The 19978-nt window shown below is 70.5% G+C and carries 21 protein-coding genes; 7 read left to right on the top strand and 14 right to left on the bottom strand.

What is annotated here, in order from left to right:
- Positions 1-22: 22 nt before the first annotated feature.
- From mbfA to FA743_RS08530, 5 genes are read right to left on the bottom strand one after another with little or no spacing between them, the layout of a single operon-like run.
- The gene (gene mbfA, locus FA743_RS08510; protein WP_136885682.1) at positions 23-997 is read right to left on the bottom strand and encodes an iron exporter MbfA; all 975 of its coding nucleotides are present in this window, start codon (positions 995-997) and stop codon (positions 23-25) included.
- A gap of 14 nt (positions 998-1011) precedes the next feature.
- Positions 1012-1287 (bottom strand): sulfurtransferase TusA family protein, encoded by a 276-nt coding sequence (locus FA743_RS08515; protein ID WP_136885560.1) that lies wholly within the window; start codon positions 1285-1287, stop codon positions 1012-1014.
- The gene (locus FA743_RS08520) at positions 1284-1796 is read right to left on the bottom strand and encodes a DUF2478 domain-containing protein (protein WP_136885562.1); all 513 of its coding nucleotides are present in this window, start codon (positions 1794-1796) and stop codon (positions 1284-1286) included. Before FA743_RS08520 ends, FA743_RS08515 begins: the two co-directional genes overlap by 4 nt.
- A gap of 9 nt (positions 1797-1805) precedes the next feature.
- Positions 1806-2432, bottom strand: a complete 627-nt coding sequence (locus FA743_RS08525; RefSeq protein ID WP_136885564.1) for a response regulator — start codon at positions 2430-2432, stop codon at positions 1806-1808.
- On the bottom strand, positions 2429-3760 hold the full coding sequence (locus FA743_RS08530) for a histidine kinase (protein WP_136885565.1): 1332 nt from the start codon (positions 3758-3760) through the stop codon (positions 2429-2431). Before FA743_RS08530 ends, FA743_RS08525 begins: the two co-directional genes overlap by 4 nt.
- Positions 3761-3932: 172 nt before the next feature.
- Between FA743_RS08530 and FA743_RS08535 the strand changes: the two genes are divergently transcribed.
- The 4 genes from FA743_RS08535 to FA743_RS08550 are packed head-to-tail and all read left to right on the top strand — an operon-like array spanning position 3933 to position 6049.
- Complete coding sequence (locus tag FA743_RS08535) at positions 3933-4385, top strand: GAF domain-containing protein (RefSeq protein WP_136885566.1); 453 nt, start codon at positions 3933-3935, stop codon at positions 4383-4385.
- Entirely contained in the window at positions 4375-4779 is a 405-nt protein-coding gene (locus FA743_RS08540) for a GFA family protein (protein WP_246054893.1), read from the top strand. Before FA743_RS08535 ends, FA743_RS08540 begins: the two co-directional genes overlap by 11 nt.
- Positions 4776-5402, top strand: a complete 627-nt coding sequence (locus FA743_RS08545) for a LysE family translocator (protein WP_136885569.1) — start codon at positions 4776-4778, stop codon at positions 5400-5402. Before FA743_RS08540 ends, FA743_RS08545 begins: the two co-directional genes overlap by 4 nt.
- Positions 5399-6049 (top strand): pseudouridine synthase, encoded by a 651-nt coding sequence (locus FA743_RS08550; RefSeq protein WP_136885571.1) that lies wholly within the window; start codon positions 5399-5401, stop codon positions 6047-6049. The genes FA743_RS08545 and FA743_RS08550 overlap by 4 nt, the downstream gene beginning before the upstream one ends.
- 10 nt (positions 6050-6059) lie before the next feature.
- On the opposite strand, the gene FA743_RS08555 is transcribed toward FA743_RS08550, so the two are convergent.
- Positions 6060-6764 carry a TVP38/TMEM64 family protein gene (locus tag FA743_RS08555; RefSeq protein WP_136885573.1) on the bottom strand — a complete coding sequence of 235 codons (705 nt, stop codon included), beginning with the start codon at positions 6762-6764 and terminating at the stop codon, positions 6060-6062.
- A gap of 6 nt (positions 6765-6770) precedes the next feature.
- Positions 6771-7565 (bottom strand): MBL fold metallo-hydrolase, encoded by a 795-nt coding sequence (locus FA743_RS08560; protein ID WP_136885575.1) that lies wholly within the window; start codon positions 7563-7565, stop codon positions 6771-6773.
- A gap of 133 nt (positions 7566-7698) precedes the next feature.
- Here FA743_RS08560 and FA743_RS08565 point away from each other — a divergent pair, with 133 nt between their 5' ends.
- Together FA743_RS08565 and FA743_RS08570 are read left to right on the top strand one after the other, a co-directional pair.
- The gene (locus FA743_RS08565) at positions 7699-8760 is read left to right on the top strand and encodes a saccharopine dehydrogenase (RefSeq protein ID WP_136885578.1); all 1062 of its coding nucleotides are present in this window, start codon (positions 7699-7701) and stop codon (positions 8758-8760) included.
- Positions 8761-8848: 88 nt separating this feature from the next.
- The gene (locus FA743_RS08570; protein ID WP_136885580.1) at positions 8849-10054 is read left to right on the top strand and encodes a PQQ-dependent sugar dehydrogenase; all 1206 of its coding nucleotides are present in this window, start codon (positions 8849-8851) and stop codon (positions 10052-10054) included.
- Between the two features lie 191 nt (positions 10055-10245).
- Here FA743_RS08570 and FA743_RS08575 read toward each other — a convergent pair whose 3' ends face one another.
- Complete coding sequence (locus FA743_RS08575) at positions 10246-11151, bottom strand: LysR family transcriptional regulator (protein WP_169308818.1); 906 nt, start codon at positions 11149-11151, stop codon at positions 10246-10248.
- Between the two features lie 106 nt (positions 11152-11257).
- Between FA743_RS08575 and FA743_RS08580 the strand changes: the two genes are divergently transcribed.
- Positions 11258-11917 (top strand): DsbA family protein, encoded by a 660-nt coding sequence (locus FA743_RS08580; protein WP_169308819.1) that lies wholly within the window; start codon positions 11258-11260, stop codon positions 11915-11917.
- 240 nt (positions 11918-12157) lie between these two features.
- Here FA743_RS08580 and FA743_RS08585 read toward each other — a convergent pair whose 3' ends face one another.
- The 6 genes from FA743_RS08585 to FA743_RS08610 form a co-directional block, all read right to left on the bottom strand.
- Positions 12158-12820, bottom strand: a complete 663-nt coding sequence (locus FA743_RS08585) for a hypothetical protein (RefSeq protein WP_136885585.1) — start codon at positions 12818-12820, stop codon at positions 12158-12160.
- 357 nt (positions 12821-13177) lie between these two features.
- The gene (gene mutL / locus FA743_RS08590) at positions 13178-15037 is read right to left on the bottom strand and encodes a DNA mismatch repair endonuclease MutL (protein ID WP_136885587.1); all 1860 of its coding nucleotides are present in this window, start codon (positions 15035-15037) and stop codon (positions 13178-13180) included.
- 163 nt (positions 15038-15200) lie between these two features.
- The gene (locus FA743_RS08595) at positions 15201-16517 is read right to left on the bottom strand and encodes a M16 family metallopeptidase (protein WP_136885590.1); all 1317 of its coding nucleotides are present in this window, start codon (positions 16515-16517) and stop codon (positions 15201-15203) included.
- Positions 16514-17914 carry a M16 family metallopeptidase gene (locus FA743_RS08600; protein ID WP_136885687.1) on the bottom strand — a complete coding sequence of 467 codons (1401 nt, stop codon included), beginning with the start codon at positions 17912-17914 and terminating at the stop codon, positions 16514-16516. The genes FA743_RS08595 and FA743_RS08600 overlap by 4 nt, the downstream gene beginning before the upstream one ends.
- Before the next feature lie 294 nt (positions 17915-18208).
- A complete protein-coding gene (locus tag FA743_RS08605; RefSeq protein ID WP_136885592.1) occupies positions 18209-19429 on the bottom strand; it encodes a cytochrome P450 in 1221 nt (406 codons plus the stop codon).
- Positions 19430-19440: 11 nt separating this feature from the next.
- On the bottom strand, positions 19441-19962 hold the full coding sequence (locus FA743_RS08610) for a DUF3035 domain-containing protein (protein WP_136885593.1): 522 nt from the start codon (positions 19960-19962) through the stop codon (positions 19441-19443).
- Between the last annotated feature and the right edge of the window lie 16 nt (positions 19963-19978).

Consider the following 19978-nt stretch of genomic DNA (forward strand, 5'->3'; position numbering starts at 1 on the left):
GGCAGCCCCCTTTCGGGGAATGTCAGCCCGATCCGATCAGCACCCCTACGGCCAGCACCAGACCACCGCCCACGACGACTTGCAAGGTGGCCCGCCAGAAGGGCGTCTGCATCCAGCGGTTCTGGATCCAGGCGATGGCCCACAGCTCGACGAAGACCACGATGATGGCGATGGTCGTGGCGGTCCAGAAATCCGCGATCAGATAGGGCAGCGCATGGCCAAGCCCCCCCACCGTGGTCATCACCCCCGACGAGAGCCCCCGCTTGATCGGCGATCCGCGCCCCGAGACGACGCCGTCATCCGACGCGGCCTCGGTGAAGCCCATGCTGATGCCCGCGCCGATGCTGGCGGCCAGCCCGACCTGGAAGGTCGTCCAGGGATCCTGCGTGGCAAAGGCCACCGCGAAGATCGGCGCCAGGGTCGAGACGCTGCCATCCATCAGCCCCGCCAGCCCGGGCTGCACCCAGGTCAGCACGAAGTCGCGATGGGCGACGGCGTCCTCCTCGGCGCGGCTGTCGGCATCGACCAGCTGCTCGGTCAGTTCGCGCGCACGGTTCTCGTGGCCGCGCTCGGCGGCGGCCAGATCGCCCAGCAGCATGCGGGTGGGGGCATGCAGGCTTTGCTGGGCGGCGCGGGCGTAGAATTCGGCGGCATCCCGTTCCATCCCGGCGGCCTCGGCGCGGATCGTGTCCAGCGACAGGTTCTCGATCATCCAGGCCGGGCGGCGGGTGACATAGCCCGCAACATGCTCGCGCCGGATGACCGCGATCGAATCGCCCCACCGGACCCTGTGGATCTCCAGCAGCATCCGGCGGTGGCCGTCCTCCTCGGCGCTCATGGCGTCGAAGACGGCGGCGGTCGCGGGATAGTCCTGGCGCAGATGCGCGGCCCAGTTGCGATAGATGCGGGCGTCATCCTCCTCCGAGGCGATGGCCAGGGCCACGATCTCGCGCTCGGACAGTTCCGACAGCCGCTTGCGGGCAGAGAGGAAGGGCATGGTCATCTTCGGTCTCACATATCCTCGGGGGTGAGGCCGCCTGCGGCCGAGGGGGCGGAAGGCCCCCGTGCGACCGTGAACTCATGCGCGCCGTCACCCAGATCGCGCAGGGCGACCATGGCATGCCCCGCCACCTCGCAGTAATGCGGCACATCGACCAAGGCCATGGAATCCGTGGCAATCAGGCGCAACATTCCGCCCTGGGGCAGCGCCATCAGCGCCTTGCGCAGGCGCAGGACGGGCAGGGGGCACAAAAGCCCCCGGGCATCCACCTCGGGGAGGGGGGTCAAGACGGGACCGCGAATCGGTCCAGGCACCAGTCCCGCAGCGCCTGCGGGTCCAGCCGGACGGCCAGATCGCCCGCGAAGTCCAGGAAGGCCGCCTGCTGCTGGCGCGGCACGTACAGAAGCACCGGCTGGCCCTCGGCCGCGGCCCGCCCGATCAGATCGCGAAAGCCGCGGCCCATCGCCTCCTGCCGGCCGAACTTGGGGATGACCACCAGCCCGGCGCCCTCCAGATGCGGCGCGGTCCGTGCCACCGCCTCCTCCAGCGCGCCGGTGTCCAGCCGGCAGCCCTGCGCGCCCGGCCCCAGGGATTGCGAGATGCGCAGCGGCGCGCCCGGATCGCCCAGCACGACGATCTCCATGTCGCAGGCGCAGTCGGGGCCCAGATCCAGGTTGCGCTGCACCGCACCCGCCACGGCCAGGCCGCGGGCGCGCAGATCCGTCGCCAGATCCTCGATCAGCCGGTCCGCCGCCCCGGGCGCGGCGCCCTCATCCGTGGAAAACCATGCCAGCATGCCGCCCCCTCACACGCCGCTGTCCAGCGCGAATTTCATCAAGCCGTTGATCCCGTCCACGCCCAGCTTCCGCTTGAGCGCCGACGAGGTGTTGGCGGCGGTCTTGTAGCTGACATTCAGCCGGTCGGCGATGGCCTGCAGCCCGTGTCCCTGCCCGATCAGCGTCAGCACCTGCCGTTCGCGGTCCGACAGCGCGCCAAGCGGATCGTCCGGCGCGCCGGCACGCAGCGTGGCCAGCGCCATGGCCTGCTTGGGGGCCAGATAGAACTCTCCGGCCTCCAGCTGGCGCACCGCGTCGCGGAAATCGGACGGAGGCGCGTTCTTGGACAGGAAACCCTGCGCGCCCGCCTGCAGGGCGCGGGCGGCAAAGCCGGTCTGGTCGTTCATGGAAAAGACCAGGATCCGCCCCTGCGGCGCCAGTTCCCGCAGCGGGCCCACCAGATCCAGCCCGCCCGCGCCGGGCAGGCTGATGTCCAGCACGATCAGGTCGGGCGCGGGGCCGGTGGCCAGCTGGTCCAGCGCCTCCTCGCCGGACATGGCCTGGCCTACCGGATCATAGCCCAGGTCGCGCAGCAGGCGGCTGGCGCCCAGATGGGTGATCGGGTGGTCGTCGATGACCAAGGCGCGTTTCGTCACGTCGTCGTCCTGTTCCTGGTTGCGGGCGTGCGGGGCAGCCGGGCCTCCAGCACGGTGCCCGAGGCATCCGTCCGGATCTGCAGGTCGCCGCCCAGAAGCGTGATGCGTTCGCGCATGCCGGTCAGCCCCGCGCCCTCGCGCCGACCCTCGGCGATGCCCGTGCCGTCATCGGCCAGGATCATGCGCCAATGCGCCGGATCGGTCCAGAGCCGGATGTCGATCCGCCCGGCCTGGGCATGGCGCAGCGCGTTGGTCGTACCCTCCTGCAGGATGCGGAACAGGGTCAGGGCGCTGGCCTCGTCGGGCTCGGGCAGGGCTGCGGCGACATCGAGGCGGACATCCGTGCCGGGAAAGCGGCGCGTCAGGTCGTCGACGTAATCGCCCAGCACCACGGGCAGGGGCAGCTGGCCCACCGCCATCGGGCGCAGGTCGTTCAGCAGCGCCCGGTTCACGCGCGAGATCTGCTCGGCGATCGCGGCGATCTGCTCGGCGGACTGGGCGGTGGCGGCGTCGGGGGCGGCCGCGCGCAGGGCGTCGGCCTCGACCCGAAGGCCGAAGAGGCAGGGGCCCATCTCGTCATGCAGGTCGCGGGCGATGGCCTTGCGTTCGGCGTCGCCCCGCGCGACGATCTGGTGCTGCAGGCGGATGCGGTCGGTCCGGGCCTGTTCCAGCGCCTGCGCCAGCGCATCGGCGTGACGCGCCAGCGGCGCCAGGTCGGGCTGGGGCAGGGGGCCGATGCGGGCCTCCAGCTCTCCGCGGGTCAGGTCCGACAGGCGGGCGGCGATGGTGGCGACGGGGCGCAGGCCCTGGCCCACCGCCCATGCGATCAGCCCGGCCTGCAGCGCTGCCGTGCCAAGCGCCAGCGTCATCAGGTCGCGCATGTCGCGCCAGGCGCGGGCGATCTCCTCGGCCGGGTCGCCGGTGATCAGCACATAGCCGCGCGGGCGCCCCTCGATCACCACGGGCAGGCGGGTTTCCTGCGGGTCGGGGGCGACCAGCGCCGCGAACCAGCCGGGGCTGCGGTCGGCGGGATCGGCCGGTCCAGGCGGCTGGCGCAGGGTGCCGTCCAGCGCGTCGACGACGCCGATGCGGGCATGGCGCGGCTCGGCCAGGCGTTCGGGCAGGCGGGCCATGATCCGGTCGGCGGGCACCGCGCCCTGCATCGTGCCGATCGTGGCCAGCACCAGGTTGCGCGCGGTCTGGGCGCCCATGCGCGTCTCGGTCGCGATGTCGCGGCGCAGCCGGTCCAGGCTGCCCAAGGCCAGCACCCCGACCAGCAGCAGCTGCATCGCGACGATGACGAGAAGGATCCGGGCGCGCAGCGTCATGGGCGGCAGAGTGGCGGCAAGCCCGGCTCAAGGCAATGGGGGGCGCGGGGGTGCCCGTGGCGGGGGTGGCAGGGGGGCGCTGCCCCCCGTCCTGCGGACTCCCCCCGGGATATTTTCGCCAAGGCGAAAGGGCGGGCTTTCCTGTCCCGCGCTGCCTGCGTAGGAAGGAGGGATGAGCGAATATGATACCCTTGCGGCCCGCATCCGGGCCCTCTGTGCGGGCGAGACTGACGAGGTCGCGCTGATGGCCACCGTGGCCTGCGAATTGCATCATTCCGACGAGCGGTTCGACTGGACCGGCTTCTACCGGGTGGTGGCGCCCGAGGTGCTGAAGATCGGGCCCTATCAGGGCGGGCATGGCTGCCTGGTGATCCCCTTCGCGCGCGGCGTCTGCGGGGCGGCGGCGCGGACGCGCGAGGTGCAGATCGTGGCGGATGTGGAGGCGTTTCCCGGCCATATCGCCTGTTCCAGCAGCACCCGGTCCGAGATCGTGCTGCCCGTCATCGGCGCGGGAGATCGGCTGATCGGGGTGCTGGACATCGACAGCGACCGACCCGATGCCTTTGATCAGACGGATGCCCGGGCCCTGACGGCGATTCTGGCGGAGGTGTTCCATGGCATCTGACCTGATGGGATCCGAGCTGACGGGCCGCTGCCTGTGCGGCGCGGTCACCTTTCGGGGGCGACGGGGCGGCGATGCCCTGCAGGCCTGCCATTGCGGCCAGTGCCGCCGCTGGTCGGGCCATGTCTGGGCCGCCATCGGCCTGACCGACCTGAGCATCGCGGGGCCGGTGCGCTGGCACGCCTCGTCCGAGCGCGCCGAGCGGGGGTTCTGCCCCCAGTGCGGCAGCGCGCTGTTCTGGAAGGCCAAAGGCGGGGCCGAGACCGAGGTGGCGGCGGGCGCCTTGGACGCGCCCACGGGGTTCCAGTTGGCGGGGCATATCTTCACCGCCGACAAGGGTGATTACTACCCGATCGCGGATGATCTGCCGCAATGGCCGCAGGAGGCGCAGGAATGATCTGGGACACCTTGGCCAACGTGCCCGCCGGGCAGATGACGGCCTTCATCGCGGGCGGGTTGGTGCTGAATTTCGCGCCGGGGCAGGACGTGTTCTTCGCCAGCGCCTGCGGCATCCAGGGCGGGCCTCGCGCCGGGGCCTGGGCCGGAGTGGGCGTGGGTCTGGGCGTGCTGATGCATGTGACGCTGGCCACGGTGGGCCTGGGCGCGCTGGTCGCCGCCCATCCCGAGGCGCTGCGGGCGATCAAGTATGCGGGCGCGGCCTATCTGCTGTGGCTTGCGTGGAAAAGCTGGCGGGCGGGCGACGTGGATCCGGCGGCGCGAGGCAGCGTGCGGATCTGGAACATCCTGCGGCGCGGCTTCCTGTCCAATGCGCTGAACCCCAAGCCGGTGCTGTTCATGCTGGCCTTCCTGCCGCAGTTCACCAACCCGGCCTGGGGGCCGGTCTGGCAGCAGATTCTGGGGCTGGGGCTGATCTTCGCCGTCACCGGCACGCTGGTGACCATCGGCTATGGCATCGTCGGCGGCGTCGCGGGGCAGGTGATCGGCAAGCGTCTGGGGCTGGTCAACAAGATCGCCGCCGTGATGTTCGCGGGGCTGGCGCTGCGCCTCGTCTGGAAATGACCGGCTTCGTCTATGCGCCGCCCGCCGACATTCCGGTGGTCATCCATGCCGACGATCAGGTGCTGGTCGTGGACAAGCAGGCGGGCCTTCTGTCGGTGCCGGGCCGCGGCGAGGATCGGGCCGATTGCCTGATCGCGCGCCTGCGCGAGGCCTTTCCGACCGTCCTGCTGGTGCATCGGCTGGATCTGGACACCTCGGGGGTCATGGTCTTCGCGCTGACCCCCCATGCGCAGCGGCACCTGTCCAGGCAGTTCGAAGAGCGGCGCACCAAGAAGGTCTATGTGGCCCGGGTGGCCGGGCGGTTGCAGCCCGAGACCGGGCGGGTCGATCTGCCGCTGATCGTGGACTGGCCCAACCGCCCGCGCCAGAAGGTCGATCATGTCGAGGGCCGGGCTGCCCAGACCGACTGGCGGGTGGTCCGCTCCAGTGATGACGAGACGCGGGTGCGGCTGATGCCGGTCACCGGGCGCAGCCATCAGCTCCGCGTGCACATGGCCGAGAGCGGGCATCCGATCCTGGGTGATCCGCTTTATGCGACGGGGGCGGCGGCGGATCATCCGCGCCTGATGCTGCACGCGGAAAGCCTGCGCTTTCGCCATCCCGACAGCGAAGTGCAGATCGGGTTCACGGCGCCGGTGCCGTTCTAGGCGGCAGTCCTCAGGCGGATGGTGCGGGCCGCCTGCGGCGCAGGCGCCGCGACAGCCAGCGGGCGATCCAGGGAAACAGCGCCAGCGCCACGATGACCGCGATGATGCGGGGGCCGATGATGTCCGAGATCTGATCCAGCTCGGCCAGCTGGGTTCCTGCGGCGCTGAGGATCGCCTTGTTGGGCAGCACGCCCACGGCCGTGACGGCAACGAAGACCCGTGCCGCCAAGGCACTGACCCCGGCGGCCAGGTTCAGCACGAAGAACGGGATCGCGGGCGTCAGCCGCAGGCTCAGCAGCGCCAGCGCCCCATCCGCCGCGACCCTGCGGTCCAGCTGGTCGATGCGCGCGCCCAGAAGGCGGCGGACCTGCCCGGTCAGAAGATGCCGCGCCGCCAGAAAGGTCAACACCGCCGCCAGGATCGTGCCCAGCAGCGACAGGACCAGCCCCAGCCAGAAGCCGAAGAAGGCCCCTCCCGCCAGGGTCATCAGAACCACGACCGGTACGGGCAGCGCGGCCAGCACCGTGAATCCGCCCAGATAGGCCAGCACGGCCAGTCCGGGATTGCGGTCCCGCCAGCCCTGCCCGTGATCCAGGATCTGGTGCAGCCGGGTCAGGTCGGATTGCAGGGCGGGCAGCGAGGGCCACAGCCACAGAGCGAAGACCAGCGCCGCCGCCGCAGCGGCAGCCCAGAGGGCGATCCGCAGCGGGGTCATCCGGGATCAGGCCGCGCCGTCTGGATACCAGTCGGCGATGACCACCTGCGCGCCCGAGCCGCCCTCCTCCACCAGCCGGGCGAAGGCCTCCAGATCGCTGTCCCTGTGATGATAGGGATAGACCACTCCGGGGGCGAAGGCCGTGACCGCCCCGGCGGCCTGCTCGACCGTCATCGTATAGGGCAGGTTCATCGGCAGGAAGGCCACGTCGATCTCGGTCAAGGCACGCAGTTCGGGCGTGTCCTCGGTATCGCCGGCGATCAGGAAGCGCTGGCCGCCGATGGTCAGAAGATAGCCATTGTCGCGACCCTGCGGGTGATACTCGGCCCGCTCGGGGGTGATGTTGTAGGCGGGCACGGCCTCGATCGTCAGGCCCAGCACCTCGCCGGCATCGCCATTGGCCATGGTCGTCGTCCGCTCGGCCATGGCGGCCGGCAGCATCGCGACCACGGCGGGGTTGGCGATGATCCGCACCTCGGGCAGGGCGTCCAGCGTCGGCTGGTCGTAATGATCGCCATGCTCGTGGGTGATCAGGATCAGGTCGGGCGCGGGCAGGTCGGCATAGGCCTCGGCGCCGCCGACCGGGTCGACATAGATGACCCCGGCAGGCGTCTCCAGGACCATCGAGGCATGGTCGACGGGATGGATCACGACCTCGCCGCCCTCGACCGGATGACTGAAGGGGCCGGGCAGGGGTGCAGCCCCCTGCGCGCGGGCGGGGTTCGAGGCGATCACGGGGATGACGGCGCTGCCGATCAGGGCGGCGGCCAGTTGCAGTCCGGTCCGGCGGGTCAGGCGCATGATGTCTCCTTAGGATGGATCAGGGCTCGGGGCAAAACACCCGGCAGGGGCGGGGGTTCCCTTCCTTGCGAGCCGCCGTCACCTGACCTACACATTCGGGCGAACGCAACCGCAGGGGCAAGGGGCACCGGGGATGACACATCTGTGGGTCAGGGCGGAAAGCCGCCCGAACGAGGATCGCACCGGCATCACCCCGGACGGCGTGGCGCAGCTGATCGCGGAGGGCATGACGATCACGGTCGAGGACAGCCCCCGTCGCATCCTCCCGACGACGGACTATGCCCGGGCCGGGGCGGCCATCGCCCCCGAGGGCAGCTGGCCCGAAGCGCCCGCCAATGCCATCGTCTTCGGCCTGAAGGAACTGCCCGAGGACGGCACGCCGCTGCGCCACCGCCACATCATGTTCGGCCATGCCTACAAGGACCAGCCGGCGGGCCGCGTCCTGCTGGACCGGTTCCGGGCCGGGGGCGGGATGCTGTGGGATCTGGAATACCTGACCGACGCGGACGGGCGGCGGCTGGCGGCCTTCGGCTATTGGGCGGGCTATGCGGGGGCGGCGGTCTCGCTGCTGGCCTGGGCGGCACAGCAGGGCGGCGGCATCTGCGGGCCGGTCGCGGCCTGGTCCGACCAGGAGGCCCTGCTGTCCGATCTGCGCGCCCGCATGGACGCCACCGGCCGCCCGCGCCCGCGCGCCATCGTGATCGGCGCCAAGGGCCGGGTCGGCCGGGGCGCCTCGGATCTGCTGGGGGCGACCGGCGTTCCGGTCACGGCCTGGGACATGGCCGAGACCGCGCATGGCGGCCCCTTCCGCGAGGTGCTGATGCACGACATCTTCATCAACGCGATCCTGGCCCGGCCCGGCGCGCCGGTCTTCGTCCCCGCCAGCGCCGTGGCGCCGGGCCGCGCGCTGACGGTGATCGGCGACGTGGCCTGCGATCCGGACAGCGATTTCTCTCCGATCAAGGTCTATGACCGTGCGACCAGTTGGCACGCCCCGGTGCGGCGTGTGGCCGAGACGCCGCCGCTGGACGTGATGGCGATCGACAACCTGCCCTCGCTGCTGCCGCGCGAAAGTTCGGTGGATTATGCCGCGCAATTGCTGCCTGTGCTGATCCAACTGGCCGATCCGCAGGCCGGACCCTGGGGCCGCGCGGCGGCGCTTTTCCGCGATCATGCCGGCCGCGCGGGGGTGTGATCCCTGACAGGATCGTGACCCCGGGGCCCGGAACATGCCGCAAGGCGGGGCATTCGGTCGGTCCAACCGATCTGTCTGAGGAGACCAGATGATGCGCCGCACCCGCCGCACGACGACAAGCCTGACCGCCCTTGCCGCCACCGGATTTCTGGCCGGGGCGGCCGTCGCACAGGATTTCAACGCCACCGAACCCAACGGGGCCGCTTACGACCAGACCCCCGCCTTCGAGGGCCAGACCCGCGCGCCCGAGCTGGAGGGCGACGTGGCCCTGCAGCAGACCGTGCTGGCCGAGGGGCTGGAGCACCCTTGGGGACTGGTCGAGATGCCCGACGGCAACTGGCTGGTGACCGAGCGTCCGGGCCGGATGCGCATGGTCTCGCCCGAGGGCGAGTTGTCCGAGCCGATCACCGGCCTGCCCGAGGTCGATGCCCGCGATCAGGGCGGGTTGCACGATGTCTCGATCGCCGAGGATTTCGCCGACACCCGCCGGGTCTGGTGGACCTATGCCGAGCCGCGCGGCGACGGCGAGAACGCGACCGCCGTCGCGACCGGCATCCTGTCCGAGGACGGCACCGCGCTGGAGGAGGTCGAGCGCATCTGGCAGCAGCAGCCGGCCTGGGCCTCGACCAAGCATTTCGGTGCGCGCATCGTGCATGACGGCGAGGGCAACATCTTCGTCGGTCTGGGCGAGCGGTCAGACCCCGAGCCCCGCGTCTATGCCCAGGATCCGCAGGCGACGCTCGGCAAGATCATCCGCATCGATGCCGAGGATGGCAGCCCCGCCGGCGCCGACATCGAGGGCGCCCTGCCCGAGATCTGGTCGATGGGCCATCGCAACATCCAGGGCGCGGCCATGGGCCCGGACGGCCAGCTGTGGATGAACGAGCACGGCCCCCAAGGCGGTGACGAGCTGAACGCGATCGAGGCGGGCGTGAACTACGGCTGGCCCGAAGTGACCTACGGCGTCGATTACAGCGGTGCCGAGATGGGCGTGACCGAGATGGAAGGGACCGAGCAGCCCGTCTATTACTGGGATCCCTCGCCCGCGATCAGCGGCATGGCCTTCTACGAGGGCGACATGTTCGCCGACTGGCAGGGCGACGCCCTGATCGGCGGGCTGCGCTCGGGCGACATCATCCGCCTGGACATCGAGGATGGCATGGTGACCGGCGAGGCCCGCCACGCCACCGGCATCGGCCGCGTCCGCGAGGTCGAGGTGGCCAGCGACGGTGCGCTGATGGTCATCATCGACGAGGAAGACGGCCAGCTGATCCGCATCACCCCCGAGGGCTGACCTCAGGTCCACCGGCAAAGGACAGGGGCGGCCCTCAGCGGTCGCCCTTTCTGCTGTCCGGCGGGTGCCGCGTCAGACCCTCTTCGAGGAATCGGTTGCCCAGCATCCGGATTGGCGTGCGCGATGCGCTCTGCATGGCCGAGGGCGCGTGAAACACGCCCGGCGCGACGGGCCGCAGCAGCGCAGTCCCGTCACCGCCCCATGATCGCCCGGTGCTGCTCGAGCAGCAAGGTCACGAAGGCCGGGACGCGGGAGGGGCGGTATCGCCCCGGCGGATAGACCAGATAGACGCCGCCTTCCGGCAACACCCATGATGGGGCAAGGTGGATCAGCCGCTTCGCCGCGACATGCCCGGCCACCACGAAGTCGGGAAGCACGCAGACCCCGGCTCCTGACAAGGCCGCGCGCAATGCGGCCTGTGTCGTATCCACGCTCAGCACCGGCGTCAGGGTGACAGTCGTTTCCTGCCCGCCCTGCGTGAAGGTCCATCGCGATGGCTGGGGCAGCGCCATGTTCGCGATAAAGGGCAGTCGGGCAAGGTCGTCTGGCTGCCCCACCTCGCCCAGTCCCTTGCCAACGGACGGATGACACACGGCGATCTGCTGGAAGCGGCCGATCCGCTGCGCGGTGTTGGGGCTGTCCTCCAGCCAACCGAGACGGATGGAAAGGTCCAACTCACCCCGCGACAGATCGAAGACCTGATCGTCGGATCGCAGCCTTGCGGCACAGTCTGGGTAGCGTTTCAGAAAGGCCGACAGGGCAGGCACCACCACCGCCGTGCCATAGTCGTGCGGGGCCGTCAGCGTCAGGGTTCCCCTCGGTTCGGCGCTCGTCTCTGCCGCAGCCTCGTAAACCTCGTCCAACTCGCCCAGCAGGGACTTGGCGCGCGCATAGAGACGCCGTCCCGCCTCGGTCGGCTCCACGCGCCGGGTCGTGCGGATCAAAAGGGTCGTGCCGATCGTCGCCTCCAGTCGCGCGACCTGTCGGCTGACCAGCGTCTTGGCGACCTTCAGCGAGGCAGCGGCGGATGTGAAGCCGCCCTGCTCCACCACTTCGACGAAGAAGCGCAACGGGTTCAGGTTCAGCCTGTCGGTCATGGGATTGTCCACCGGAATGCAACGATTGGGCATAATTGCAGGCAATACCCGCCCCGTTCGGGAACGGCTATATCCACCGGACCATACACTCCATGAAAGTCCCGCCATGACCGCCCTGACACTCACCTATTTCTACGACCCGCTTTGCGGCTGGTGCTATGCCAGCGCCCCGGCGCTGGCCGAGGTGGCCCAGAGGGACGACGTCGATCTGCGCATGATGCCCTCGGGCCTCTTTGCGGACGCCAATGCGCGCCCCGTCGCCTCCATGGCGCAGCACGCCTGGACGAACGACATGCGCATCGCGCAGATGACGGGCCAAGAGTTCACGACCGTCTATCGCGACCGGGTGTTGAGGAAGCCGGACGGCCGTTTCGATTCGGGGCACGCCACCCGCGCCATCGTTCTTGCCGGAAATGGCGACGCCCGTGTCGAGGCGGCGCTGCTTCACCGTCTGCAGATCGCCCGCTATGTCGAGGGGCGTGACACCAGCACCCTGTCCGAGGTCTTGGCCATCACGCGCGACGCCCTGACCGCGCTTGGCCGATCCTCCACCGGAATTGACCCGTTACACCAAGGCGATGCCGAACTGCACCGGCGGGCGGAGGACCGCGTGGCCGCGTCGGAGTGCGAAATGGCCGCGCTTGGGATCAGCGGCGTGCCCCAGATGGTGGCGACGCAAGGTGACACGCGGCATCTCATCCCAAGTGCCGCGCTTTACGGCGGGGCATCGGCGATAGGGCAGGCTCTGGCGGAACTGGCAGGCTGAACCGGTACACGATGTGGTGTCGCAAGATCGACGGACAGTGTCTGCCCGGCATCTGCGGCAATGAGGTCGTCGATGCTGTCATCCTCGCGAGGCTCGCCCTTGACGGCCGTCCCCGTGGCAGCGGCAGAGGGGGCCACCGTCTCGGTCCGCGCCCCCCACGCGGCACGATGGCACGACCGTCTTGCGCCGGCGCCTTGCCGGCATCGTCACGCGGGGCAGGTCGGGGCCCGTGGCTGCGGGTTAGTTCAGGGAGGCCTCGACCAGCGCGGACAGTCCGAGGAACACGATGACGACGAAGGCGGTCAGGGTGGCCGCGGCCCGTCCCACCGCTTGGACGATACCGATGCGGGCCTCACGCTTCACCCAGACCGCCAATGCACCGACATACCACCCGATGGCCCCCAAGGTCAGGGTGAGGGCGGCGACGCCGGACATCGGCCGTTGCGCCGCGATCAGGGCGAGGTCGACGACAAGGATGAAGGGTGTGGCGAGATAGCAATGGCTGTAGAAGGGTGGCCGCAGCGTCTCGCGCGTCACCGCCGCGCCCTTCCTGCGCAGGTCCAGCACCGCACAGAAGAGGGGAAGCAGGCCGAAGACGCCAGCCCGGAAGATCAGCAGGTCGCGATCGTCCTCGAACAGCCAGGACATGGCTCTCGCGAGTTCCTCCGACGGAGGGATTTCGATGAGGTGCAGAAGGGCCAATGTCAGAATGAGAAGGATTGGGGGGCTGAGCGCCTCGGCAAAGCGGTGCTCGGACTTGTCGGTGAGTTCGGAGGCGCCATACCGCATCATCCGGATGGGATGCCGAACGCATTTCCAAAGCGTCAGAGGAAAGAACAGGACCCACGAGGCGATCTCGTAGAGCAATTCCTCGATCGAACGGACGAGCGCCATCAGGTCCATGCAAGTTCCTCTCCCGACATGCCCAAGTATGCGCCGTCTACTCTCCTTGGCCAATTGCCGGCGTCGCGCGCCACAACGCCGATCATCGCGAGATCGCCGACCGATCCGGCGGGTTCGAGCACAGGGGAGGCGTGACGGCAGGCCGCTGTGGCGCCGGTCGGCCCGCGATTCGTCAGGCCTTCCGATGCCCGGCCAGGAAGGACTGGAACCGGCCCGCTGCGCGGGCAGCATCCGAAGCAGGGACGACCGTCAGGTTCGGGGTCTTCAGGCCATGCGCCGCGCAGCCCTTGAAGACCGGACATCCGGGCTGGACAGACCCACCCCAAATCCGAGCCACCAGAGGCCGGGACGGCACAGCTAGCGCCCGAACAGCCGCTCGATATCGGACAGGGGCAGCTTGACCCAGGTCGGGCGGCCGTGGTTGCACTGACCCGAGCGCGGCGTCCGCTCCATCTCGCGCAAGAGCGCGTTCATCTCCTCGGCGCTCATGCGGCGGCCCGAGCGGACCGAGCCGTGGCAGGCCATCGAGGACAGCACCGCGTCGATGCGCGCCTGCAGCCGGTCCGAGGTGCCCTGATCGGCCAGATCGTCCAGGATGTCGCGGATCAATGCCCGGCCATCCAGCCGCGCCAGCATCGCGGGCACTTCCCGCAGGGCGATGGCGCCGGGGCCGAAGGGCTCGATCACCAGCCCGAGGGCGGCCAGATCACCGGCAATGGCCAGCAGGCGGTCGGCCTCGGCCGGGGACAGCTCGACGATCTCGGGGATCAGCAGGGCCTGGGCGGGGATGCCGCTGTCCTGCGCCTGCGCCTTCAGCCGCTCATAGACCAGACGTTCATGCGCGGCGTGCTGGTCGACGATCACCAGCCCGTCGGCGGTCTGGGCGATGATGTAATTCTCGTGGATCTGCGCGCGGGCGGCGCCCAGGGGGGCATCCGGGCTGGCGGGGGCGTCGTCGAGGACCGGCTCGAACCGGGCCGAGGGCGTCTCGGCAAAGCCCGGCGCGGCAAGGCTCGGCCCGGAAAAGTTTGGAGCGGGCATCTGCATGTCCAGCCCTGCGCGGATGGCCGCGCCCGAGGGGCGGTCGGACTGCCAGGCGGGCGGGTGCCTTTGCGGAGCCGCGCCGGCCGCAGGCTGGGGTTCGACCTGCAGCGCCGCCAGCGTCGCGGTGCCGCCGGTGGATGCGGCGCGGTGCCCCGCCCCGGCCATCGCATGGCGCAGCGCACCGACCAGCAGCCCGCGCGCCGTCTGCGGGTCGCGGAACCGCACCTCGGCCTTGGCGGGGTGGACATTGACGTCGACCAGCTGCGGATCGCAGTCCAGATACAGCACCGCCGCCGGATGCCGCCCCGGCGCCAGCACGTCCATATAGCCCGCCCGCAGCGCCCCGGTCAGCATCTTGTCGCGGACCGGGCGGCCGTTGACGTAGAGGTGCTGCGCCACCGCGGCACCGCGCGAATAGGTGGGCAGCGCCGCAAAGCCGCTCAGCGCGATCCCGTCGCGTTCGGCGTCCATCGGCAGGGCGTTGTCGATGAACTCGACGCCCATCAGCCGGGTCACGCGGGTGGTGAGGGCGCCGAACAGCTCTCCCTGCTCGGCATCGGCGCGGAAGATCTCGCGCCCGTCGGCACTCAGCGAGAAGCCGACATAGGGCTCGACCATGGCCAGGCGGCGGACGACCTCGGCCACGGCCTGCGTCTCGGCCCGCTCGGTGCGCAGGAATTTCAGCCGTGCGGGGGTGGCGAAGAACAGGTCGCGCAGCTCGACCACGGTGCCGGGATTGGCCGCCGCCGGGCGGGGCGGCGTCAGGCGGCCCCCGGTGACGGCGACGACCGCGCCCTCGGCCCCTGCCGCGCGCGAGGTGATGGTCAGCCGCCCCACCGCGCCGAGCGAGGGCAGCGCCTCGCCCCTAAAGCCGAAGCTGGTGATGGCCAGAAGGTCGGTCCCGTCGATCTTGCTGGTCGCATGGCGCGACAGGGCCTGGGGCAGGTCTTCGGGCGTCATGCCGCAGCCGTCGTCGGTGACCCGGATCAGCCGCTTGCCGCCCTCTTCGATGGCGATCTGGATGCGGGTGGCGCCGGCATCCAGCGCGTTTTCCACCAGCTCCTTGACCGCCGAGGCCGGACGCTCGACCACCTCGCCCGCCGCGATGCGGTTGGCGGTGGCCTCGTCCAGCTGACGGATCACGGGGCGCATCTGGGGGGGGGGAGTGTCCATGGCCCCAGATCTAGCATCAGTTCAATCGAGGGGCCAGAGATTCGCTGTCAGGATGCGGTCCAGACGCCCGTTCAGTGGAGGGGTGGTCGGGGGGCGCTGCCCCCCGTCCTTCGGACTCCCCCCGGGATATTTACGGCCAAGATGAACGCGGCAGGAGGCCGGTTCAGTTCGTGGCCGTGTCGTCCGCGATGCCCTCGGGGCGGCCCACCAGCACGAAACGCAGGCTTTCGGGGTCCAGAAGGCGCCCGGCGACGCGGGCCACATCCTCGGCGGTGACCGCCTCGACCTTGTCGTTCCGGGTGTCGATGTAGTCGATGGGAAAGCCGATCAGCTGCATCCCCGCCAGGATCGAGGCGATGCGCCCGTTGCCGTCGAAGCGCAGCGGGTATTCGCCGGTCAGGTAGGTCTTGGCATCGGTCAGCTCACGCTCGGTCACGCCCTCGGCCATGCGGGCCCATTCCGCGCGGATCAGGTCGACCGCCTCGGCGGTGGTGGCGTTCGATCCCGACATGCCGCCCTGCCAAGTCTGGCCGTAGAGGCCGGTGGCCAGGGCGGTGCCCACGCCATAGGTCAGTCCGCGTTTTTCGCGGATCTCGGCCATGAGGCGCGAGCTGAAGCCGCCGCCGCCCAAGATGTGGTTGGCCACGAAGGCCGCGAAATAGTCCGGATCGTCGATGGCGATGCCGGGCCCCGCGAAGGACACCACGGTCTGCGGGCTGTCCCAATCGATGACGGTCGTCCCGCCGGTCAGCTGCAGGTCGGCCCGGTCGGGCAGGGGCGCGGTGGCGTCCTGGGGCAGACCGCCCAGGATGCGGTCCAGAAGCAGGCCCAGATCCTCGGCCGAGATGTCGCCCGCCGCCCCCACGACCACCCGGTCGCGGGCCAGCACGCGGTTCTTGGCGGCGACCAGATCCTGGCGGTTCAGCCCGGCCACGCTGTCGGCGGTGCCGTTGATCGAGGTGGCATAGGGGTGATCGCCCCAGGCCTGGCGGGCCATCTCGATGGCGGCGATGCTGCCGGGATCGGTCGCCTCGGACCGGATCACCGCCTGGACCTGGGCGCGGACGCGGTCGACGGCATCCTCGTCGAAGCGGGGCTGCGTGAGGGCCTGCGCCAGAAGGTCACCGGCCTCGTCGCGCGTTTCGGTCAGCGCGCGGAAGCCCACCGAGACGGTGTCGTCGCCGGCGCGGAAGGACAGTTGCGCACCCAGATCCTCGACGGCCTGGGCGAATTGCGTGGTGTCGCGGCGGCCCGCCCCCTCTTCCAGCAGCGAGGTCATCAGGTTGACCGCGCCGCGCTTGTCGGGGGCGTCCATGCTGGCGCCGCCGCGGAACTGGATGTCCAGGGCGACGAAGGGGATGCTGTCATCCTCCACCAGCCAGGCCTTGATGCCGCCCGGAGAGGTGACGTCCTGGATCTCGATCGCCTGAGCCGGGACGGCCAGCAGGGCAAGGACGGTGGCGATGGCGGCACGGATCATCCTTGCACCTCGGGGCTGGTCTGGGTTTCGGGCACGGGTGCGTCGCCGGGCATCGGCGCGGGCGCGTCGGTCGGCATCTCGGCGGGCATCTCGGTCGGCGTCTCAGGGGCCGGGGCGTCGGCGGCGGCGACAGCCTCGGCGGGCAGCAGCCAGCCGGTGACGGTGCCCTGATCCGACAGGACCTCGCGCGCGGCGGCCATCACCTGATCGGCGGTGACGGCGCCCAGGATGTCGGGCCAGTCGGTCACGTCCTGGACCGTCAGGCTGGTCGACAGGCCCTGGCCATAGTCATAGGCCCGGCCATGCGCCGAATCGCGGGCATAGATCTGGGCGGCGCGCAGGCGGGTGCGCACCCGGTCCAGATCGGCCTCGTCGACCCCGTCCGTCAGGAACTGCGCCAAGGCGTCGTCCAGTGCGGCCTCGGCCTCGGCGGGGTCCATGTCCTGGGCGGGGATCAGCGACAGGCGGAATTCGGTCGGGTCCAGCGACAGGCCGTCATAGCTGGCCCCCACCCACAGCGCCCGGCCCGGCAGCATCAGCCGCTGCGCCAGCACCGAGGTCTGCGTCGAGCCGCCCAGCAGATCGGCCAGCACGGTCAGCGCCGCCGCCTTGTCCTGATCGCCCGCGTTGCGTTCGGGCGCCAGCACGGCGCGGATCATCGTGGGCTGGGCCACGCGGGGGTCCGACATCTCGATCCGCCGCTCGGTCCGCTTGGGGGGCTCCTGCGGGCGCAGGCGGGGTTCGGCCTCGCCCTTGGCGGGGATGGGGCCGTAATGCTCCTCGGCCAAGGCGCGGGCCTCGTCGGGGGTCACGTCGCCCGCGATGACCAAGATCGCCTCGTGCGGGGAATAATGCGTGTCGTACCAGGCGATCGCATCGTCTCGGGTCAGCGCCTCGATCTCGTCCCGCCAGCCGATGATCGGGCGGCCGTAAGGGTGGTTGTCATAGAGGATCGCGTTCATTTCCTCGGCGAACAGAGCCTGGGGGCTGCTGTCCACGCGCTGCGCGCGCTCCTCCAGAACGACCTGGCGTTCGGCCCGCCAGTCGTCGTCCGAGATCTGCAGATTGGCCATCCGGTCGGCCTCCATCTCCATGATCAGGGGCAGGCGGTCGCTGGCGATGCGCTGGAAATAGGCCGTGAAATCCCACGAGGTGAAGGCGTTGTCGCTGCCGCCATTGGCGGTGACGGTCTGCGAGAACTCTCCGGGCTCCAGCGTGTCGGTGCCCTTGAACATCAGGTGTTCCAGGTAATGGGCGATGCCGGACTTGCCCGGAACCTCGTCGGCAGCGCCGATCCGGTACCAGACCATCTGCACCACGACCGGGGCGCGCTCGTCTTGGATGACCACGGCCTCCATCCCGTTGGGCAGGGTGAAATGGGTGATGTCCTCGGGCATGGTGCCCGAGGCGGGGGGCGCGGAGGTCTCGGCGGGCTGGGCCGCGTCGGTCTGGGCCTCGGGGGCCTGGATGTCGGGGGACGGGGCCGGTGCGGGCTGGGCCAGCGCGGGCAGGGACGTGCTCAGGGCCAGGGCCGTGATCAGGGCGGAACGGAATGCGGGGCGACGCATGGGTGGGGCAACCTCCTCTTGCTGCGCCGAAACTTGGACCTCGGGCCGGGGCGGCGCAAGCGCCCTCGCGGGATTGTGCGGCGGGCGGGGCCATCGGTCGCGGCTGCCGGTCGCCCCGTGCGGTCAGGCCGCCAGCCGCAGCGGCAGGTGCAGGGGGCCATGCGCCTGAAGGCCCGGTTTCCAAGCGGCCGTCCCCGCCAGCGCCAGATCCGGCGCGCGGGCCAGTAGGGCGGTGAACAGCACCTCCATGTTCAGCCGCGCCAGGTTGTTGCCCAGGCAGACATGGGGCCCCGCGCCGAAGGCCAGATGCAGGTTCGGATGGCGGGTGATGTCGAAGGCATCGGCGCGCGCGAAGGCGTCCGGATCGCGGTTGGCCCCGGCATAGAGCAGCCCGAACTTCGTCCCCCGCGCCCAGTCCTGCCCGCAGATCGTCAGGTCCTGCGCGGCATAGCGGTGAAAGAAGGGCAGCGGCGCGGCAAAGCGGAACATCTCCTGCACGGCGCGGGGCATCAGGCCGGGATCCGCGCGCAGCAGGGCCAACTGGTCGGGATGGGTCAGCAGCGCATGCAGCCCCGATCCCATCACGTCGATGGTCGAGCCGTGCCCTGCATGCAGGATCTGCATGATCGTGGCGATCAGCTCGTCATGGGTCAGAAGGCCCGCGCGTTCCGCCCCGATCATCGCCGACATCAGGTCGTCGCGGGGCCGGGCGGAGCGTTCTGCGTGCAGATCCTCCAGCAGGACGGCAAAGAGGCGTGTCGCCTCCTCGGCGCGGGCCTTCTTCGCGGCGGTGCGGTCGATGTCGAAATAGCTGACCACCTGGTCGGACCATTCGGTCATCTGCGCGGCCAATGCCGGGTCGGTGCCGATCAGATGGCCGATCACCTGCCCCGGCAGCAGCGCCGCCAGATCGGCCACGAAGTCGATCCGCCCGCGCGGGATCAGCCGGTCCAGCGCGCCTTCGACCCAAGCCGTGACGAAGCCGCGCAAGGCCTCCAGCCGGGTCTTGGTGAAGAACGGGAACACCGCGCGGCGCAGCCGGTCGTGATCGGGGCCGTCCGTGTCCAGCATCGAGGTCTGCACGAAGCGTTCGTGGAACGGCATGTCGTGGAAGTTGCCCGCGACCTGCAGGCGCCGCACCTCGGCGGGCGGGGCGAAGGCGGCGGGGTCGCGCACTATGCGGCGGTCCAGCGCGAGGGCGCGCACATCGGTTATCCGCACGGCCAGATGCCCGTCGAAGCCCGGCCAGAAGGGCAGGCCCGGCTGTGCCCGGAGCCGCGCATAGGCGGGCCAGGGATCGGCCCCGAAGCCGGGGGCCGAGGGGTCGAAATCGGCCTGTGTCATGGGGGCCTGCGTCAGTCCGCGACGGGCGCGGGCGCGGTCGAGGTGATGGCCCCGGCGCGCTGCCAGCGCAGCTGCTCGGTCGCGGCATCCAGCGCCATGGGGGCATAGGCGCGCTGATAGACGGGGGTGCCGGCGATCCGCTCCAGCGGGCGGCGGCCGTTGCGGGCGCGCCAGTCGGCATCGGCCTGGGCCAGCCGCGCGCGGATCTGCGGATCGCTGCCGCCGCGCCCGGCATGGGCCACCAGCGCCTGGTCCGAGGCGCCGACGCCGCGATCGGCCAATCGGTCAGGGCTGCCGCCCAGGGCCGCGACCGCATCGCCCAGGGGGGTGGGGTCGGTGATGTTGGCGCCACCCGGCGTGGGCGCAGGCAGCACGGCCAGATCGGCCGGCATCGCAAGGGACCGCGTGGGCAGGATCGCGAATTCGTCGGGACCGGTCTGCCCGGACCTGAAATTGTTCAGGGTCCCGCCGCCCGAACAGCCCGCAAGGCCCAGTACAGCCGCAAATCCGATCACCAGCGCGCGTGTCCGCATGTCTTGGTCCCCTTGT

Origin of the sequence: Paracoccus gahaiensis, assembly GCF_005048225.1 — a bacterium.
GTDB lineage: Bacteria > Pseudomonadota > Alphaproteobacteria > Rhodobacterales > Rhodobacteraceae > Paracoccus > Paracoccus gahaiensis.

Excerpts from the sequence above, each read along its gene's own strand:
- mbfA (WP_136885682.1), bottom strand. The coding sequence starts at position 997 with ATGCCCTTCCTCTCTGCCCGCAAGCGGCTGTCGGAACTGTCCGAGCGC.
- FA743_RS08520 (WP_136885562.1), bottom strand. The coding sequence starts at position 1,796 with ATGCTGGCATGGTTTTCCACGGATGAGGGCGCCGCGCCCGGGGCGGCG.
- FA743_RS08530 (WP_136885565.1), bottom strand. The coding sequence starts at position 3,760 with ATGACGCTGCGCGCCCGGATCCTTCTCGTCATCGTCGCGATGCAGCTG.
- FA743_RS08535 (WP_136885566.1), top strand. The coding sequence starts at position 3,933 with ATGAGCGAATATGATACCCTTGCGGCCCGCATCCGGGCCCTCTGTGCG.
- FA743_RS08540 (WP_246054893.1), top strand. The coding sequence starts at position 4,375 with ATGGCATCTGACCTGATGGGATCCGAGCTGACGGGCCGCTGCCTGTGC.
- FA743_RS08545 (WP_136885569.1), top strand. The coding sequence starts at position 4,776 with ATGATCTGGGACACCTTGGCCAACGTGCCCGCCGGGCAGATGACGGCC.
- FA743_RS08550 (WP_136885571.1), top strand. The coding sequence starts at position 5,399 with ATGACCGGCTTCGTCTATGCGCCGCCCGCCGACATTCCGGTGGTCATC.
- FA743_RS08555 (WP_136885573.1), bottom strand. The coding sequence starts at position 6,764 with ATGACCCCGCTGCGGATCGCCCTCTGGGCTGCCGCTGCGGCGGCGGCG.
- FA743_RS08560 (WP_136885575.1), bottom strand. The coding sequence starts at position 7,565 with ATGCGCCTGACCCGCCGGACCGGACTGCAACTGGCCGCCGCCCTGATC.
- FA743_RS08565 (WP_136885578.1), top strand. The coding sequence starts at position 7,699 with ATGACACATCTGTGGGTCAGGGCGGAAAGCCGCCCGAACGAGGATCGC.
- FA743_RS08570 (WP_136885580.1), top strand. The coding sequence starts at position 8,849 with ATGATGCGCCGCACCCGCCGCACGACGACAAGCCTGACCGCCCTTGCC.
- FA743_RS08575 (WP_169308818.1), bottom strand. The coding sequence starts at position 11,151 with ATGACCGACAGGCTGAACCTGAACCCGTTGCGCTTCTTCGTCGAAGTG.
- FA743_RS08580 (WP_169308819.1), top strand. The coding sequence starts at position 11,258 with ATGACCGCCCTGACACTCACCTATTTCTACGACCCGCTTTGCGGCTGG.
- FA743_RS08585 (WP_136885585.1), bottom strand. The coding sequence starts at position 12,820 with ATGGACCTGATGGCGCTCGTCCGTTCGATCGAGGAATTGCTCTACGAG.
- mutL (WP_136885587.1), bottom strand. The coding sequence starts at position 15,037 with ATGGACACTCCCCCCCCCCAGATGCGCCCCGTGATCCGTCAGCTGGAC.
- FA743_RS08595 (WP_136885590.1), bottom strand. The coding sequence starts at position 16,517 with ATGATCCGTGCCGCCATCGCCACCGTCCTTGCCCTGCTGGCCGTCCCG.
- FA743_RS08600 (WP_136885687.1), bottom strand. The coding sequence starts at position 17,914 with ATGCCCGAGGACATCACCCATTTCACCCTGCCCAACGGGATGGAGGCC.
- FA743_RS08605 (WP_136885592.1), bottom strand. The coding sequence starts at position 19,429 with ATGACACAGGCCGATTTCGACCCCTCGGCCCCCGGCTTCGGGGCCGAT.
- FA743_RS08610 (WP_136885593.1), bottom strand. The coding sequence starts at position 19,962 with ATGCGGACACGCGCGCTGGTGATCGGATTTGCGGCTGTACTGGGCCTT.